12 protein-coding genes are annotated in these 17,756 nt (G+C 59.9%); 9 read left to right on the top strand and 3 right to left on the bottom strand.

Annotated elements, in window-relative coordinates; all coding sequences use genetic code 11:
• Nucleotides 1–22 precede the first annotated feature (22 nt).
• On the top strand, nt 23–1,237 hold the full coding sequence (locus F0M18_RS07765) for a serine hydrolase domain-containing protein (RefSeq protein WP_149610841.1): 1,215 nt from the start codon (nt 23–25) through the stop codon (nt 1,235–1,237).
• Nucleotides 1,238–1,246: 9 nt separating this feature from the next.
• On the opposite strand, the gene msrA is transcribed toward F0M18_RS07765, so the two are convergent.
• A complete protein-coding gene (gene msrA / locus F0M18_RS07770; protein ID WP_149610842.1) occupies nt 1,247–1,825 on the bottom strand; it encodes a peptide-methionine (S)-S-oxide reductase MsrA in 579 nt (192 codons plus the stop codon).
• Nucleotides 1,826–1,967: 142 nt separating this feature from the next.
• Here msrA and F0M18_RS07775 point away from each other — a divergent pair, with 142 nt between their 5' ends.
• The 6 genes from F0M18_RS07775 (at nt 1,968) to F0M18_RS07800 (ending at nt 11,237) form a co-directional block, all read left to right on the top strand.
• Nucleotides 1,968–2,822: a phytanoyl-CoA dioxygenase family protein gene (locus F0M18_RS07775; protein WP_149610843.1), complete on the top strand. Its 855-nt coding sequence runs from the start codon at nt 1,968–1,970 to the stop codon at nt 2,820–2,822.
• A gap of 53 nt (nt 2,823–2,875) precedes the next feature.
• Entirely contained in the window at nt 2,876–4,660 is a 1,785-nt protein-coding gene (locus F0M18_RS07780) for a carboxyl transferase domain-containing protein (protein WP_149610844.1), read from the top strand.
• A 176-nt stretch (nt 4,661–4,836) separates the two neighbouring features.
• A complete protein-coding gene (locus F0M18_RS07785) occupies nt 4,837–5,037 on the top strand; it encodes a hypothetical protein (RefSeq protein WP_149610845.1) in 201 nt (66 codons plus the stop codon).
• Nucleotides 5,038–5,171: 134 nt separating this feature from the next.
• Nucleotides 5,172–7,481 carry a dehydrogenase gene (locus F0M18_RS07790; protein ID WP_188109640.1) on the top strand — a complete coding sequence of 770 codons (2,310 nt, stop codon included), beginning with the start codon at nt 5,172–5,174 and terminating at the stop codon, nt 7,479–7,481.
• A gap of 77 nt (nt 7,482–7,558) precedes the next feature.
• Nucleotides 7,559–9,619, top strand: a complete 2,061-nt coding sequence (locus F0M18_RS07795; RefSeq protein WP_149610846.1) for an SDR family oxidoreductase — start codon at nt 7,559–7,561, stop codon at nt 9,617–9,619.
• Nucleotides 9,620–9,647: 28 nt separating this feature from the next.
• On the top strand, nt 9,648–11,237 hold the full coding sequence (locus tag F0M18_RS07800; RefSeq protein ID WP_149610847.1) for a WS/DGAT/MGAT family O-acyltransferase: 1,590 nt from the start codon (nt 9,648–9,650) through the stop codon (nt 11,235–11,237).
• Here F0M18_RS07800 and F0M18_RS07805 read toward each other — a convergent pair.
• Nucleotides 11,234–12,604, bottom strand: coding sequence for a wax ester/triacylglycerol synthase family O-acyltransferase (locus F0M18_RS07805; protein ID WP_149610848.1), 1,371 nt, complete (start codon nt 12,602–12,604; stop codon nt 11,234–11,236). The two genes, F0M18_RS07800 and F0M18_RS07805, sit on opposite strands and share 4 nt — an antisense overlap.
• Nucleotides 12,605–12,687: 83 nt before the next feature.
• The gene (locus F0M18_RS07810) at nt 12,688–14,682 is read right to left on the bottom strand and encodes a DUF3604 domain-containing protein (protein ID WP_149610849.1); all 1,995 of its coding nucleotides are present in this window, start codon (nt 14,680–14,682) and stop codon (nt 12,688–12,690) included.
• A 507-nt stretch (nt 14,683–15,189) separates the two neighbouring features.
• Between F0M18_RS07810 and F0M18_RS07815 the strand changes: the two genes are divergently transcribed.
• Nucleotides 15,190–16,197, top strand: a complete 1,008-nt coding sequence (locus tag F0M18_RS07815) for a hypothetical protein (RefSeq protein ID WP_149610850.1) — start codon at nt 15,190–15,192, stop codon at nt 16,195–16,197.
• A 246-nt stretch (nt 16,198–16,443) separates the two neighbouring features.
• Entirely contained in the window at nt 16,444–17,748 is a 1,305-nt protein-coding gene (locus F0M18_RS07820) for a succinylglutamate desuccinylase/aspartoacylase family protein (RefSeq protein WP_262500869.1), read from the top strand.
• Nucleotides 17,749–17,756 lie beyond the last annotated feature (8 nt).

The following is a 17,756-nucleotide window of genomic DNA, read 5'->3' on the forward strand; positions in this document are numbered from 1 at the left end:
CACTTTCACGGAGCGCGCCGCCATGCCCAGCACCAGGACACACTACCTGCTTACCGTCATCGCCCTGTTATTCAGCCTGCAGGCATCCGGCCAGGGCGTGACCATTGGCGGTACGCCTGCCGATGGCGAGGCGGTAGGGCTGACCGCGATGTTTGCCGGTGATCGCTTTGAAAACTTCCGCCACATGGAGCGCTTTGTTCCGACCTCAGTAATGACGCCCTCTCCCATTCCCTGGGATCTGGGCGAGAACTACAACACCCTCGAGTACAGTGGCCCTTTCCTGGGGCAACCCACCAGCCTTGCCCGGTTCATGACCCTGTCTGCCACCTCGGCCCTGCTGGTGATAAAAGATGGTCGTATTATTCATGAGCAGTACGCCCATGGTGATTCCCGCGACAGCCTGCATGTCTCGTTTTCAGTCGCCAAGTCGTTTACTTCGGCGCTGCTGGGCATTGCCCTCGGGGAAGGCAGACTGGACAGCCTCGATGATCCGATCCGCAAGTATCTGCCCGAACTCACCAGCAAAACCTTCGACGGCGTGACCGTCGCGCACGTTCTGCAGATGTCATCCGGCGTACGCTTCAACGAGACCTACACCGACCCGGAGGCGGACATCAACAAGATGACCACCATGGTCCCGCCGATGACCTACCTGGAGTACATCAATACGCTCGAGCGTGAACACCCCCCGGGCACTTTCAACCATTACGCCAGCATCAACACCCAGTTATTGGGCATCCTGCTGGTAAAAGTTGCCGGTGAGTCCCTCACCAGCTATATGACCAGCCGACTGTGGCATCCGCTGGGCATGGAGCAAAAAGGCTTGTGGACACTCGACGAGCAGGGTTTCGAACTGGCCATGGGCGGCCTCGCGGCGTCGGCGCGCGACTACGCCAAGCTGGGGCTGCTCTATCTCCACAACGGCATGCGCGGCGATCAGCGCATTCTGCCCGAGGGCTGGGTCAAGGCCTCGGTGACGCCAAATGAAGCGCACCTCATGCCGGGAGACAACCCGGCCTCATCCAATGTTTCAGGCTATCAATACCAGTGGTGGACACCACGAGACTGGGACGGTGATTTCCTCGCCCGCGGCATCTGGGGGCAAAACATCTATGTGCATCCACGCAACCGCGTGGTGATTGTCAAACTGGCCGCCGACCAGAAAAACTTTGATCCGCGCTACAAACTGGCCTACGTGGACTACCTGCAGGACCTGGCCCAGTCGCTTGGCGAGTAAAGCCGGCGATCAGTGTGCCGCGGCCTCGCCCCAGATTTCCTTGGTACGCTGGTCGCGGCCACAGTTCCAGCGGTAGTAGTTGTAGCGCACGGGGTTCTTCAGGTAGTAATCCTGGTGGTATTCCTCCACCGGCCAGAACTCCGTGACGTCACGAATTTCGGTGTGTACAGTCTGCCCCGGAAAACGCTCAACCACCCGTTGCTTTGATTGCTCGGCCAGGGCCCGCTGCCCGGTGTCAGCAGGAAAAATGGCGCTGCGGTAACTGAAACCCTTGTCGCAGAACTGCCCTGCATTGTCGAAGGGATCGATACTCACCCAGAACAGGTCCAGCAACTCGCGGTAGCTGATCACCTCCGGGTTGAAGGTGACCTTTATCGCCTCGAAGTGCCCCTCGTGATTACCCTTGTAGGTCGGGTTGGCGAGCGTGCCCCCGGTGAACCCCGAGACCACATCGAGCACGCCGTCCTGCTCCTGGTAGTTTGACTCCATGCACCAGAAACAACCACCTGCGAAGTAAGCCACTTCCGTATCGGCTCTCGCGCCGGACGCAAGTATCACGAAAAAAGTCAAAAACAGGGCCTTGTACATGGTTTGCTCCGAAGATCAGTGGTCCATGCATTGACCACAGTATGGCGAGGCAGTTCAATATCTGCGGGTACGGACTTTTCTTCACCGGTAATTCAAGGATAATGCAGGCCCGTCGCCCTGTTGCAAAGAGAGCACCCCGGCATTGACCACATCATCCGACTATAAGGTCTCGCACGCTGACGAGCCTGCACAAGACTTGCGCGAGCGCTTCGCCGAGGACGGTTACCTGTTCCTCAAGCGCGCGGTCGCAGCGGACGACTGCGATGCCCTGCGCACGGCGATGCTGGATGTGTTGCACCCGCATGTCACTTGGGACCCGGTGCAGGCCAAGCCGCTGCTCACGGGCCAGCCCTTTTACGAGACCGATGCCATCTGGGACCAGGTATACCCGAGGATACAGCGGCTGGAAGCGTTCCACCGGTTTTTCCACAGCCCTGCCATGCTGCGATTGATGGAACGCATACAGGGCCGCAGGCCATGGGTATACCCCATCAAGATGGCTCGCGTGGCCACGCCGCGCATGCTGGGCTATGAGACCCCGCCGCACCAGGATGCTTACTCTCACCATGCCGGGCCCACCATGGCCGGCATCTGGGTGGCCCTGCACGATGTCGATGCCTCCATGGGGCGCGTGACCGTCCTGCCCGGCTCGCACAAGGGTGGCGTGAGAGACGTGTTCCAGGCGCAGGGAGTTGGCGGTGTACAGTGCGAAATCTACGAACACGAAACGCACTGGCACGTCTCCGATTTCGAGAAAGGTGATGTGCTGATTTTCAATTCGGCTACCGTGCATCGCGCGGAACCGAATACGGCCGCAGACAAGGTGCGTATCAGCGTGGACACCCGCTTTTGTGACTACGGCGCCCCCGTATTCTCCACCAACCTGGAACCACATCACGGCTGGCGGATAGAGGGGCTTGACTGGGAAAATATCTACGCTGGCTGGAAAAGCCGTGATGAGCAGTATTACTGGGAGTCCTACCCCAATACATTCTAGCGAGTGCAGCCCAGAGCTGCATTCGAGCCGACAACTACTTCGCAGGCGCAGCTATGCACGAAACCCCTACCCCTGTCTTTCCTCCCATGGCCGCCGCTATCGTCAGTATTGATGTCGCGGTCGGGGATACCGTGGTCGCGGGCCAACGCCTCGCCACGGTGGAATCAATGAAGCTGCAATCACCGGTCATGTCACCCACGGCCGGCACCGTAAACGAGATCCGCGTGCAGGTCGGGCAGACGGTACAGGTCGATGCCGTGCTCATGGAACTACTGCCCGCCAGCGGAGGCACCGATGTCGATACCGGCGGTGCTGCGCCAGACGCGATTGGCAGCAACCTGCAGGCGCTGCAGGATTTCCAGCACCAACAGGCGATGACCCTGGATGCCGCCCGCCCGCAGGCGGCAGAAAAGCGGCACGCCAAAGGCTATCGCACCGCTCGCGAAAACCTGGCAGACCTCGTCGACGCCGGTTCATTTGTTGAGTACGGGCAACTGGCGGTTGCCGCACAACGGGGTAGGCGCGATATCCAGGACCTGCGCGAGAACACACCGGCGGACGGCGTCATTACCGGACTGGCCTCCATCAACGCTGACCTCTTCGACCGGGAGAACAGCGCCGCGGCGGTCATAGTCAACGACTACTCCGTGTTGGCCGGCACGCAGGGTTTCTACCATCACCTCAAACTGGACCGGATCATCGGCATTGCGCGCGCCAGGCAGTTACCGGCGATCATGTACACAGAGGGTGGCGGTGGCAGGCCCGGCGACACCGATGTACAGATCGGCGGCGGTGGCCTGGATGTGAATTCCTTTGTTGAGTGGGCACGCCTGAGCGAGGAGGTGCTCACCATCGCCGTCAACAACGGCTACTGCTTCGCCGGCAATGCCGCCCTGTTCGGCTGCGCTGATATACGCATTGCCACACGCAAGTCCTGGATAGGCATGGCCGGCCCCGCCATGATTGAAGGTGGCGGACTGGGCACCTACGCGCCCACTGAAATCGGCCCTATCGACGTGCAGCAACGCAACGCCGTTGTCGATATCGTGGCCGCGGACGAAGCAGAAGCCACGGCACTGGCCCGCAGGGTGCTGGGCTATGCCCAGGGGACGCTGCAGGAATGGCGCTGCGCCGACCAGGACGCCCTGCGCACGGCGCTGCCTGCAGATCGCCGCTTTGCCTATGACGTGCGTGACATCATCCGCGTGGTGGCAGACAGCGACAGCTTCCTCGAATTGACGCCGGGTTTCGGCAGCGCCCTGGTCAGCGGATTCATACGCATCGAGGGCAGGCCCATGGGTCTGATCGCAAACGATTGCCGCTTCCTGGGCGGCGCCCTTGACTGCGAGGCTGCCGATAAGGCGGCGCGATTCTTCAGCCTGTGTAGCAAACTCGGCCTGCCAGTGGTGTCGCTATGTGATACGCCCGGGTTTATGGTGGGACCGGAGAGCGAGGAGCAAGGCGCCGCGCGACGCATGGGCAAGCTGTTCCGGGCCGGTGCCAAACTGCGGATACCGGTGATTACCATTATTTTACGCAAAGCCTATGGACTGGGCGCAATGGCAATGGCCGGCGGCAGTTTCAAGGTGCCGGTGATCACCGCGGCCTGGCCCAGCGGCGAAACCGGGCCCATGGGTCTTGAGGGCGCGGTCAAGTTGGGCTTCAAGAAAGAATTGCAGGCGGCGCAGGACGACGCAGCCAGGGAGGCACTTTTAAACCGCCTGCTCGACAGCCTGTACGAAAAAGGCAAGGCCACAGAGTCGGCCGCTGCCACTGAACTGGATGCCGTCATCGACCCGGCGCAGACCCGCCAGGTAATACTGAACGCAATCGGTTGAATCGCTGGTCACGCTCGCCGGCAGCTTGCCGCTGCAAAACCACGGCAAACGGCCGCACGACTTGCGTCCGGAGGCACGACGCAGAATTGGCGACGGAAAGCTAACTTTTGCGACACGATTTGCATTCCCCCGACCATGGTCTATAAATAGCTTTTGCGAGCAGGGAGGCGCACGCAATGGAACTGATTGATCACACGCCGGAAAGCGTGGATATTCATCTGGACAGGCATGAACTGGACACCCTGTTGGTGCTGGTCGAAGAAGGCAGGTTGTCTCTAAACAGGCAGGAGCCGACAAGTCAGGCCCTGGATGAACTGTTGCGCACTGCCCTGGCCATGATGAACCACTCAAACAAGCAAGACGCTACGCATCACTAGCGCCCCACTTCCAGACAGGGTCACTTGCAGGGGGACCCGGTCGCGCCCAACCAGACCGTTTTTTTCGCTTTCGATCAAGCCTCTGTGCGCAGTTTCGCGTATTCTTGTCATTTTACCCGCGCGGAGATCTGCTTATGAAACGCGTCGTCAGTATCAGTCTGGGACCCGGTGACCTGGATGTAAGCTTCAGGAACCGCTTTCTCGGCGAGACCTTTGCAGTAACGCGTATCGGCACGGACAAGGACCAGGACCGGGCGGCCACCCTGGTGCAAGAACATCGCGATCGCGTTGACGCCCTCGGCCTGGGCATGGTCCGCGAGCACTACACCGTGGGTACGGATCGTTTCATCCAGCCGGCAACAAGGAAACTGGAAGCCCTTGCCGGGCAGACATCCATCACCACAGGCGCGAGGCTGCGCGAGATCGTGCAGGAATGGACCCTGCGCTCGGCCATGCTGGAACTGGGCAATATCTTTAACAACGCCAAGGTGCTGTTTCTCTCCGGCACACTCAATTACCGTCTCGCCTCGGTGCTGGCCGAATACACGGACAACCTCACTTTCGCCGACCCGGTAGCGCAGTTTGGCCTGCCCAACCTGCTGCACTCACTGCGTGCGCTGGAGCGCTACGCCAGCGGCAGCCATCCGATTTTGCGCCTGGATGGCGGCAAGGACCGCATTCCCTCAGTGGCGCCTTTCACGTTCTTCAATCACCTCGTGTTACGCCGGGCAGTCAGGGACGCGCACGTCGTGGTCGCCCCCTACGAGCAGCTGCAGCACTACGGTAAACGCGAACTTGAGGGCAAGACCGTTATCACCTCCACGGTGTCTGATGAACGCCTGGCGGAATTGCGCGACAAAGGCGTCAGGCTGGTACTGGACTGCAGCATACAGCCGTTCAAACACACTGTCGGGCTGAACGTCATTGATGCCATGATCATCGCAGCGCTGGACAAACCGGCTACAGAGATCAGTCATGACGACTACCTGGAGATTTTCACTGACCTGGAACTGAAACCGCGATTGCTTTACCCCACACCGGGGCGCAAGCACATCAATCGCTTTGCCTTTGTCATCCATCCCCTGTCGCAGCAATATCTAAAGCATCTCAAGCCCCTGGAAATGCTGTCGCGGGTGTCGCCGCAGCCGGTAATGGACCTGGTGGAAAAGGCCGTTGCCTACACCCCGCCGTTCGTCTACAGCAAAGTTGAGGGCATTCGCTCACCCGATGGGGTGGAAGCCGAAGGCTGGCTCATCATCGTGGGCGGCACGCCAAAGGAAATCATGAGCCACACGCCGGAGTTCACCTACCGTCGCCTGCTGGCTGCTGCGGACATCGCCAAGGATCTCGGTGCACAGATAATGGGTCTGGGCGCCTTTACCAAGGTGGTTGGCGATGCCGGCGTTACCGTGGCCAAGCGCGCGCCGCTGCCGATCACCACGGGTAACAGTTACAGCGCCTCCGGGGCACTGTGGGCCGCGCATGACGCGGTACAGCGCCTTGGCCTGGTGAAACTGGAAAAGGGCAAGAAAGTGCAGGGCAAGGCCATGGTGGTTGGCGCCACCGGAGCCATTGGCGCGGCCTGTGCCCGACTGCTGGCCAGGACCGCGGAGGAACTGCACCTGGTATCACCGGAGGCGGCCAAACTGTTGATACTGGAGAAGTCGATTCTGCGGGAATCTCCCGGCGTGAAGCTGGTGCTGTCTTCCTACGCCGATTCCGATGCCAGTATCGGCGACATGGACATGATCGTCACCGCCACCTCCGGTGCGGGCAAGAAAATTCTCGACATCATGCAGGTCAAGCCGGGCTGCGTCATCACAGATGTGGCCCGCCCTCTCGACCTCTCCCCCGAGGACGTGGCCAAGCGCCCGGATGTACTGGTTATAGAGTCCGGCGAAATCGCGCTGCCGGGTGACATCAATATGAAGTCAATCGGCTTCGACGACCGCAATGTGGTCTACGCCTGCCTGGCCGAGACCATTGTGCTTGCCCTCGAGGGCCGTTTCGAGAACTTTACCCTGGGTCGCAACCTGGAGTGGGAAAAAGTACACGAAATATACAAACTGGGACTCAAGCACGGCATGCAGCTGGCCGCGATCTCCGGCGTCAATGGCGTTTACTCGGACGCCGATATCGCCGCCGTACGCAAACGTGCCCTGACAGCGCGCAAGCAAATTGCATCAACTGACAAAGCTTCCGGGAAAACCAGCTCACGGTCGGGCAAATCGCGCAAAGGCAAGTCCCAGCCCGGCAAGTCCGCGGCGCGCAGATCCCCAGCCGGGAAGTCTCGCACCACCGATTCAAAGCGAGGTAAAAGCGCAGGCAGAAAAGGCGGGGCAAGTCAGTCGTCCACGCGGTCGTCTTCCCAGCGCAAGTCCGGCACAGGCGCATCACCAAAAAAAGCCTCTCGCGGCTCCCGCTCCGGAGGCAAGACGCGCTGAAATATGCTGTACTAAGCTAACCTTTCGGCGCTACATTGTAGCGCCATGCTTTCTTGAACCTGCATACGAGGATAACAATGAAATACTTCGTCACTGGCGGCACCGGCTTCATAGGCCGTTTCCTGGTCCCCAAACTGCTCGATCGCGGCGGCACGGTCTATTTGCTGGTGAGACCCAGCTCAATGGCCAAGGTGGACGGTTTGCGCGAACTCTGGGGCGCAGACCGGCGCCAGGTCGTGGCCGTGGAGGGCGACCTCAGTAAAAACAAGCTGGGTGTGAAGCCTTCATGGATCAAGCAACACGCGGGCAAGATTGATCATTTCTTCCACCTCGCCGCCATCTACGACATGAAGGCCGACGCCGAAAGCCAGCGCATCAGCAACGTCAATGGCACTGCCCAGGCCATCGCCCTGTCGAAGGCGCTCAAGGCCGGCTGTTTTCACCAGGTCTCTTCCATCGCGGCCGCCGGGCTGTACAAGGGCACATTCACGGAAGACATGTTCGAGGAAGCGGGTGACATGGAACACCCCTACTTCCTGACCAAGCACGAATCCGAGGGCCTGGTACGCAAGGAAAAGCGCATGAAGTGGCGCATCTATCGGCCGGGAATGGTCGTTGGCCACTCCGAGACCGGCGAGATGGATAAGGTCGACGGCCCCTATTACTTCTTCGACATGCTGAAGAATCTCAGCTCGGTCACTCCCCGGGGCTTTCCGCTACTGTTGAACAAGGCCGGCCTGCTCAATATCGTGCCCGTGGACTACGTGGTCGATGCTATCGACTATCTCGCCCACCTGCCCGAGCAGGACAACGAGTGCTTTTTCATCACCGACCCCGATGGCATCCGCGTTGGCGACCTGCTGCGCATCATGATGCGCGTTGCCGGCGGCCCGAATCTCAAGGCAATCGACGTTGGGGTACTGGATACCGCCACACAACTCGCCGGGGAAGGCATCAGCCGGGTGCCACCGCTGAAATCGCTGGGCGAAAAAGCCATTTCCCGCCTCGGCATACCACCCCAGGTGGTCGGCTATATCAATTACCCAACCCGTTTTGACTCCACCAAGACACGCAAACTGCTTGCCGGCGGTGACATAGCCTGCCCGCCGTTTGAGGACTACGCCGAGGTCCTGTGGGACTACTGGCTGAACTTCCTGCGCCCGGACAAGGATAACCTGATACGCGAGGTGGACGGTCTGTTCAATGAGATGATCGGGCGCCCGAAGCTGTCGGCGCTGCGCCGCAAGGTGCGCGGCAAGGTGGCGGTGGTTACCGGAGCCACCAGCGGCATCGGTAAAGAGGTGGCGTTACGCCTGGCGCGCGCTGATGCAACCGTAATCCTGGTCGCAAGAACCGTGGAAAAGCTCGACGAGACGCTGGCGGAAATTGCCGAAAACGGTGGCAAGGCGCAGGCCTACTCCTGTGACGTGTCGCAGGAAAAGGACTGCCACAAACTGGTCCGGGATGTGCTCAAGGATCACGGCCGTGTCGATATCCTGATCAACAATGCCGGGCGCTCCATCCGCCGCTCGGTGCGCTACAGTTACGACCGCTTCCATGATTTCGAACGCACCATGGAACTCAACTACTACGGCGCACTGCGATTGATCCTGGGCTTCCTCCCCCCCATGGAAGAGCAGGAGGGTGGACATATCATCAATATTTCGTCCATCGGCGTGCTCACCAGCCCGCCGAGATTCTCCGCCTACGTGGCCTCCAAGGCCGCCCTGGATGCATTCAGCCTCTGTGCCGCACCGGAGTTCGCCGCGCAGAACGTGTCCTTCACCACGATCCATATGCCACTGGTGCGCACCCCCATGATTGCCCCCACCAGCCTGTACAAGGCATTCCCCACGCTGTCGCCGGAGCAGGCTCGCGACCTGGTAATGAAGGCTATCATTGCCAAACCCAAGCGCCTCTCGACCGGGTTAGGCGTGACCGGTGCAGTAGCGCAGGCAACCATTCCCAGTGTGACCGAGGCGTTCCTGGCGCAGGCCTACGACCTGTTCCCGGACTCCGCTGCAGCCAGGGGACTGAGCGAGGCCGAGGCGGCGAAGGAGCGGGAAAACGTACCCTCCTCCAAACTGGCCCTGGCACAACGCATGTTCGCGCAGATTATGCGTGGCGTGCACTGGTAACACTGGTGGCACCGGCCGGGAGCAAGCTATGCGACAGCTAGGCGTTCTGGACAAGGGGTTCCTGATCGCGGAGAAGCGGGAGACGCCGATGCACGTGGGGGGCGTCAGCCTCTACACGCTGCCCGATGGCGCCGACGAACAGGCCTTTCTGCATGACCTGGCAGCCAACCTGCGGAATGCAGACACCCTGTTGCCGCCGTTCGGCGATCGCCTGAAAACCGGCCTCCTCGGCCTGACCGGGGCGACGTACTGGGAACCAGACCCGTCGCTGGACCTGGATTACCATGTGCGTCACTCCGCCCTGCCGAAGCCGGGCCGCTACCGGGAACTGTTCACGCTGGTCTCCCGCCTGCACGGCACCCTGCTGGACCGGCAACGCCCGCTGTGGGAAATACACCTGATCGAGGGTCTGGGCAATAGGCAGTTTGCGGTCTACACCAAAACCCACCACGCCGCCGTCGACGGCGCGCGATCTGTACATGTCTCCCGTTGCATGCTGTCAACTGACCCCGGTTTCGTGCGCGAGGAGTCGCCTCTGTCGCTGCAGGCCTGGAATGCCTACAAGGCGGGATTGAAAAGCGCCCCGGCCACGCCTCAACCCCGGTACAGTGATACCAACCTGCGCAGGGTAAGCGACGCCATCAAGTTCAGTTTTGACAGTGGTGGCAGCATCGTCCATACAGTCAGCGGCCTGGCCCGGGCGCTGACCGGTCGCGACGAGCACCTCTACCTGCCTCACCTGTCGGTACCACGCACCTCAATCAACACCTCAGTCGATGGCGCACGCCGCTTTGTGGCGCAGTCCTGGCCCTTCGCTCGCATCAAGGCCGTCGCCGTGGCCTACGATGGCACGTTCAATGATGCGATTCTGGCCATGTGTTCCGGCGCACTGCGCAAGTACCTGCAGTTGCATGCGGAACTGCCGGAAACGTCACTGAAAGCCATGGTGCCGGTGTCGCTGCGCCGGGAGGGTGATGTCGAAGCCGGCAATGCCGTCACTGCAATCAGCGCAGACCTCGCCACCCATATCCCGGACCCCGGTCGCCGTTTCAGCGCCATCAAGGCATCCATGCGCGCAGGCAAGGAATATTTCGGCGCCATGTCACCCAGGGAAGCGGAACTGTTTACCCTGTTGATGCAGACGCCGTCCTTACTGATGCAGCCCCTCGGGCTGATCTCCCGACTGCCACCCTATAACACGGTAATCTCCAATGTCCCCGGCATGAGCGAAACCATGTACTGGAATGGTGCGCGCATGGACGGTTCTTATCCGATGTCCATCGTCACAGACGGTATCTCGCTGAATATCACCCTGGTGACCTACGCCGAGAACGTCGACTTTGGCATTATCGCCTGCCGACGTTCCGTGCCACAGGTGCAGCGGATGATCGACTATATGGAAGATGCGCTGGTCGAATTGGAAGACGCTGCCGGTCTCAGCACCCCGGCGGCAACACGGACTGGCAGTAAACGCCGCAAGGTTGCGCCTGCGAAGCCAAAGAAAAGCGGCGCAGCCGGCACGAATGCCGGCACAAAGCCAAAACCAAGAACTAAATCAAAAGCCAAAACCAAAGCCAGGCCGAAAGCGAAGCCGGCAACAACTGGCAGGAAACGCTAGGCACTCGCTCCTACCGCGTCACGCACCTCGGCGTAACTGGACTTGATCAGCGCACCGAGACTCTCGATACCGGGCTGGTCCCGAGGGCAACTGGCAATGGCGAAACACAGCTTGTTGACGTGACTGACCACCGTGATATTCAAACCCATCGCGTCGGTAACGATGGACAACGGGTACAGCGCTTCCAGCTCTGCGCCCTCGAGATACAGCTTGCGCGGTGAGCCGGGAACATTGGAAAAAATCGCGTTGGTGGCCGGCCGCACCCGGGTGGCATTACCGGTCATGGTAAGCAGTATGGTCGGCGCCATAATCAGCGCGTAGAAATCCTCCGCAGCAGTTACCGACACGCTGTTCAACTCTTTCTTGGCCGACGAGGTAACCTTGATGATACGCCGCAACCGTTTCAGGGCATCGGGCTCCTGGGTAAAAAACGGGCACATGATATAACTGAGCTTGTTGCCCAGATCATCGTCCGAGGACTTCAGTGACACCGGCATCCCTGCTACCAGGGAGGCCCGCGGCAGGGCATCGTGCTCTTGCAGGTAGTGACGCAGCGCTCCGCCACAGACTGCGAGCAAAACATCATTAACCGAGCCACCCGCCACGGCGGCAATTCTCTTCACCTGACGCAAAGGCAGATCACAGATCACCAGTGAACGCCGCGAATCCAGCTCCGTGTTGAACAGGGATCTGGGAGAGGTAAATGGCAAACGCATGGCGTCGCCCTTGCCGCGCAGTGCGTCCATGCCCATATGCGCCATCAGGCGCGACAGCTCCGGTATCGCCCGGTACTGCCTGGCCAGGCCCTGGCCCATGTCACCGATGCGAGCGAGCAGGCTGTGGCTATGACTACGGTGCAGGGGGAGATCGTTATCAAACGTAAGTCGTCCCCCGGGTGTTTCGCAAAATAAACCCTGCAACATTTTCATGGCGCCCACGCCATCCACCAGCGCGTGGTGAACCTTGCAGTAGATGGCGAAACGATCGCGCGGCAGGCCCTCAATAAGATGAATTTCCCACAGCGGACGGCCTCGATCGAGGGGCCGCTCGTGTGCTCGGGTCACCAGTTGCATCAGGTCGCTCATGCGGCCCGGCGCCGGTAAAGCATAGTGGTACACATGGCGCTCAGGGACATAGTCACTTGCAGCCACCCAACCGGCATCACCGATATTTTCCGGCTCGCTGAGCTGTTTATTGAATACGGGCCAGAGTTCATTCAGGCGCCCGCACTTTTCTACCAGCCTGCGCATGTAATTGCGCGGTGCGTCATCCGGGAGTTTCAAAATCATCAGGCCGGCCACGTGGAACGGGCAATGGGGAGACTCGAGCTTGAGAAAACCCGCATCCTGGGAACTCAGTTTTTCCATCGTCAACTCCTTTCTGCTGGCAGCAAACCTAACGCTATCTGGCGCCAGGGTGTAGCGAATGGATCAAGATTCAAGCAACAAAATCACCCTCTGCGCACCCAGATCGGTGAACTCCAGGCACGTTCCTGCAGGGTCCTGGGCAGGTCCGCGCGCGGTGCCACACCTGCGCGCAAGGCGTCCCACGTGGACCAGCGGCAGGACGGATTTTCCAGCGCGCGAACATAATAGAAAGCATCGATTTCCGGGTTATATTCCGGGTCCTGCCAGCGTGTCAGCAGCTCTGCATCGCCGTGGCCGGAGCTGACCGCACAGGTGGCGAGATCGACGCTGGCGCCATTGTCGGGGCAGCGATGTGTCGCCGGGTCAGGAGACAGGCCGTCTGAGCAGGCAACATCAAATACGCGCTCTCGCGGTTCTCCGTCCTGCACGTAACCTTTGATAACCTGCAGCCGCTGCAGCGGTGTACCGCGTGGGTCGGCCGCCGCCCAGACCAGGAACGTCGGTGCCAGCCCACCCGTTCGCAGTTCGCCGCCCATGGCAACGCCGCGAGCGTACGCCTGCGATGCCAGGCTCCCGGACTGCAAAATTCCCGGCGCAAAATCGGTACCGGCAAAAAAGCGCACCTTGATACGCGGACCGGTGGTAGCAAAGGTCTCCTTGCGGCGGAAGGCATCATAGATAGCCTCGCGAGTGTTTTCTTCCGCCCAGACGCCGGCAATGCCCGCAGCGCTCCAGGTCTCGAAACCGCCACCTGCCATGTACGTCCTGCCCTCTACCTCTACCAGGTTTTCCGGTGCAAGCAGGCGCACCACCGCGCCATAAAGCAGCCCCACGGGTACCGAGCCGCGACCCAGGGCTTCGCCATCGAGTATGCCGGCCTTGGAGAAGAAGGTGGCTTCGTCATCACTGCTGGCAGCCACATGCGTATCGCTGGCCGCTACCAGGCCGAACTGATAAGGATTTTTCAGGCCGCGCGCCTCGAGCGCCATGCCGAGTTGCAACGCCTGGCGCACATAACTGCCGTTGGGCTCGCTGGGCAGATTGGTGCCCACGCGCAAGGGGTAGATCTCAAAATCGGCCCATTCATCATTGGGAGACAGCAGCGGGTGCGTGTCAGAGGTGCCCTTGATCTGGGTGATCTCCACCAGCGGCTCATTGCGCAAACGTCGCTCACTGTATGTGTCGTCAATCGGGTCACCGGCCCAGTCCACCAGTTTGAACATCTGGCCGTTGGAACCATTGGAGTTGTGCGGTATCGCCAGGCTTTCGACGCCCTGCTCCCGCAGGCTGTCCATCCAGTCCCACAGGCCCTCGGGATTCTGCGAGTTCAGGCGCGAGAAAGGCACCGCCGGCAGTTTGTCGCTGCCGCGGAAGATAACATTGCGGTGCAGGTTGCCGCGTGCGTCGGTCGCCGTGGTGTACTCGTAGCCAACAAATGTTGTGAAGCGGCCCGGGTCATTAAACTGATCCGCCGCCTCGATAGTGTCCAGCCAGGCACGGCGAGTCACGTCCGTGGCGAGTTCACCGTCAATGGTTCCATCCTGGATACCCTGCAGCGTATCCGGCACGAAGTTACCGAAATTGCCTACACGCTGGATGAGACTTCCTGTACCGAGGTTGTCCGGGGCGTTGATATTGTGGATGGGCTGGGCGACATCGTAACGGGAGAACTCAGTGGATGTATCCGCCGCCTCCTTGACCAGGCCGAGAAACATCGCGTGATCGGTGACCGCATAGAAATCCAGTGGCGTGCGCAGTTGTACTTCATAACCGCTGGGATGCTGTATGGCCTCGCCCCTGGCATAACGGTAGGCATCATAGGGCGTGGCCGTGGTGCCGAAATTGTAGGCGTCGAATGAATACTCGGTGTGCACGTGCAGGTCACCAAAATAGGCGTTGCGCTCGGGGTTGGGTGGCGGCGGGCTGCGATCCAGTAAATCCGTGACCGGCTGCAACTGGGTGTTGGGCCCGCCCCCACGGCCACCGAAGTCATTGGCCTGTTCGGAAAGTGAGCGACCGTCACTGCAGGCCATTGCCAAAAGACACAGAATGGGTGTAACAAGATACGTTCGAGTCATGGCTTATACCGGTTTATTATGAAAAAAATTCTACACTGCATGGCTGCTACTTTACCCGAGTTCCGGCAAGGGTTCATCGCCGCCGCAGGCTTGCTTCTAAAGATTTCTCGCTGCACGACTTGCGCCAATAAACAAGTGAGCCGACTCCATCGAATACGATTGAATACCGCTCTTTTCGACGCACTATAGCGTCATATCGCAACAACTTCGCTAAAGCTTCGCCATTTGAACGAAACCAGGGGCAGAGTCTGGAGCCGATTCGCAAGCTGTCTTCGGCTAGCGCACTCTGTGACGGCGAATGGCATCAGGACAAGGCCCCGGCCGCTGGACAGCGGTGCTCTTGCTGGCACGAACAAGCGGCATTAGACGCGATTTTTCTTCGCTTTTTAAGCATCTAAGATCGTTTTACCGGGTTTAGACGTATACCCTTTTGAGTCATAAACCAGTATTGCACCTGCTAACGGCTAATTGATACAAGGATGTATCTATCGGAAAAGGCATCAAACAGTGAACACGGTTAAAGCGGGCGCCGCCCACACAGCAGTGACCAGCATCGCGCCTGTGCCTGGCTCGCGTCGTGCCGTGTCTGATCACTTTCGCGAACACTTCAGCGCGATGTTCGATGAATATCCCATAGACAGCTACATACGGCTTCTCGACGAGACAGGCAGCGACAAGTCAATGTACTACTCTGCTCCCGAAGTACGGGCACACTGGCAGAGCATTGTGGCGAAGTGGGGGGACGAAGCACTGGAAATATACCATCGCGTCACGATGTTGGAGCTGATGCAAGGATTCGAAGCTCGTGCAGTGAAGCACAACTACCCCAACAGCATTATCCAACTGTTTCACCAGAACTTCGCTCGCATAGAAAAAAACATAGCAACCGGGCCTGTAGGAACCTATCCTCACCATGGCGATAACTTCATAAAGGATTTTTCACTGTGCCGGCAGACCGCTTTTCCCGGCGGTGGTGCGTGGGTCGTAGATCATGCTGGAGGGTTCAGTCGCAAATTCATGTTTCAGGGCGGACTGGGTCAGTTCCTGCGCATGGCCCGGCTCTACCTCTTCGCTACACGCGGTCATCGTCCATTGTACTCCATGCACATACACAACGAACTGTCCCAGGGGCATACCCTGGAAGAGCGGCAGGCCTGTCATTTGCGCATTGTCGAGATGATGGCACGGCACCCGGAGATCAAGGGCATGTATGGTATCAGTTGGCTCACGGACCCGCTGATACCAAAGGTGAGCCCCAGGCTGCGTTGGGTCAGGGAGATCCCCGAAGCCAATGGCTGTGAGTACTTCCGTGTGGGTATCGACATCGAAGGTGGAGCTCTCACCCGTTCGACGACCCGTCGCAGGTTGTTCGAGGAAGGCAAATATATGCCGACCAAGTACCTCAGTATCTGGCCCCGCAAAAAAATGATGGCATGGGCACGACGCGTTACCAGCCAGCCTTATGCCCCCCCAAGGGTAAAGCACCACATTGCGCCCACCTCGGTGGCGAAGTAACTCATCCGCTTGCTCCAGACCCCCAGGGCCACTCTTCCCGGGGCCCATCGCCAGGGCGTCAGAAACCTTTCTATTTACAAATCCCGGCAAGACATTCTCGATATAATTCAGTAAACTAGGGCACAGAACTACGAAACGACTATAAGTCGTGTGGGTAACGTGTTGTACAACCCGGGGCATACAGCTCGCGCCGCTGGCGGGGGCACAGCGATAATCTCGCGGCAGCTGGTCGCAGCTGTCTTCCTGTTGGCTTGCCTGGCCTTTAGGCCCGGCGTCGCACTGGCTGACAGCGCCAGCGACGCAACTGCAAATTCGCCAGAGACCATTCCCGAAGCGCAAAGCGTCGACCTGAACGAACCGGTGTCTCCGGAAACGCTGCTTGAATCGGCAACCAACCAGCGCCCGGCCAGTTCCACGCCACCGGAGCTGCAGTCCGACGCCGTGTACGGCCCGGCTTTCCTGGAAAGTGAGGTCATATATCCCGAGTCACTGCCCGAACTCGACCAGGCACACCCCCTGCTGCTGCTGGGCGCGCGCGTACCCCCTGGAACCGCCACCCGGCTGGCCTGGTCACCCAGCCAGTCTTTTGAAGGCATTGCTGTGCCGACGCCGGTACTGGTGGTCAACGGCGCGCAGGACGGCCCTACCCTGTGCCTCACGGCAGCCGTTCATGGAGATGAATTGAACGGCATCGAAATTGTACGGCGGGTGCTCTACAACCTTGACCCGAATGAGCTCGCCGGCGCCGTTATCGGTGTCCCTATCGTCAATTTGCAGGGCTTCCGTCGCGGTTCACGCTATCTCACCGATCGACGCGACCTGAATCGTCATTTCCCCGGCAACGCCACAGGCAGCTCGGCATCGCGCATCGCGCATTCATTCTTCAGTGATGTCGTAGCCCACTGTGATGCCCTGGTCGACCTGCACACCGGATCCTTCCATCGCACCAACCTGCCCCAGTTGCGCGCCAACCTCAAAGACCCGGCTATCCTCGAGCTCACGCACGGCTTTGGCACCACGGTGGTACTGCAAAGCGAAGGCAGCCCGGGCACACTGCGGCGGGCGGCAGCAGAGCACGGCATTCCCACCGTCACCCTTGAGGCCGGCGCGCCAATGCGCCTGGACGAAGACAGTGTCAACGAGGGCGTGCGCGGGATTGAAACGCTGCTGGGACACATGAAAATGGTCAAGCGCTTCCGCTTCTGGGGTAACCCTGAACCCGTTTATTACCAGTCCAACTGGGTACGGGCAGACCGCGGCGGCATCCTGCTCAACTCGGTGGACCTGGGACAGACGGTTGCCATTGGTGAACTGCTGGGCACGGTAACGGACCCGATAACCAATGTGCGCGTGGACATTCGCGCTCCGCACGCGGGCAGGATCCTGGGCATGGCACTGAACCAGGTCGTGCTTCCCGGTTTTGCCGCGTATCGCATCGGCGTGGAAACCAGCGATGACCCTGACACCCTGCTGGACAATGATCACCTGTCTGCGGATGATGACGTGGCGGAGCAGGAATCAGCCGAGGAAAGCGACCCTCTCGCCGAATGACCACCGCG

Source organism: Pseudohalioglobus sediminis (genome assembly GCF_008370495.1).
GTDB lineage: Bacteria > Pseudomonadota > Gammaproteobacteria > Pseudomonadales > Halieaceae > Halioglobus.

Excerpts from the sequence above, each read along its gene's own strand:
- F0M18_RS07795 (WP_149610846.1), top strand. The coding sequence starts at position 7,559 with ATGAAATACTTCGTCACTGGCGGCACCGGCTTCATAGGCCGTTTCCTG.
- F0M18_RS07765 (WP_149610841.1), top strand. The coding sequence starts at position 23 with ATGCCCAGCACCAGGACACACTACCTGCTTACCGTCATCGCCCTGTTA.
- F0M18_RS07790 (WP_188109640.1), top strand. The coding sequence starts at position 5,172 with ATGAAACGCGTCGTCAGTATCAGTCTGGGACCCGGTGACCTGGATGTA.
- F0M18_RS07800 (WP_149610847.1), top strand. The coding sequence starts at position 9,648 with ATGCGACAGCTAGGCGTTCTGGACAAGGGGTTCCTGATCGCGGAGAAG.
- F0M18_RS07805 (WP_149610848.1), bottom strand. The coding sequence starts at position 12,604 with ATGGAAAAACTGAGTTCCCAGGATGCGGGTTTTCTCAAGCTCGAGTCT.
- F0M18_RS07810 (WP_149610849.1), bottom strand. The coding sequence starts at position 14,682 with ATGACTCGAACGTATCTTGTTACACCCATTCTGTGTCTTTTGGCAATG.
- F0M18_RS07785 (WP_149610845.1), top strand. The coding sequence starts at position 4,837 with ATGGAACTGATTGATCACACGCCGGAAAGCGTGGATATTCATCTGGAC.
- msrA (WP_149610842.1), bottom strand. The coding sequence starts at position 1,825 with ATGTACAAGGCCCTGTTTTTGACTTTTTTCGTGATACTTGCGTCCGGC.
- F0M18_RS07780 (WP_149610844.1), top strand. The coding sequence starts at position 2,876 with ATGCACGAAACCCCTACCCCTGTCTTTCCTCCCATGGCCGCCGCTATC.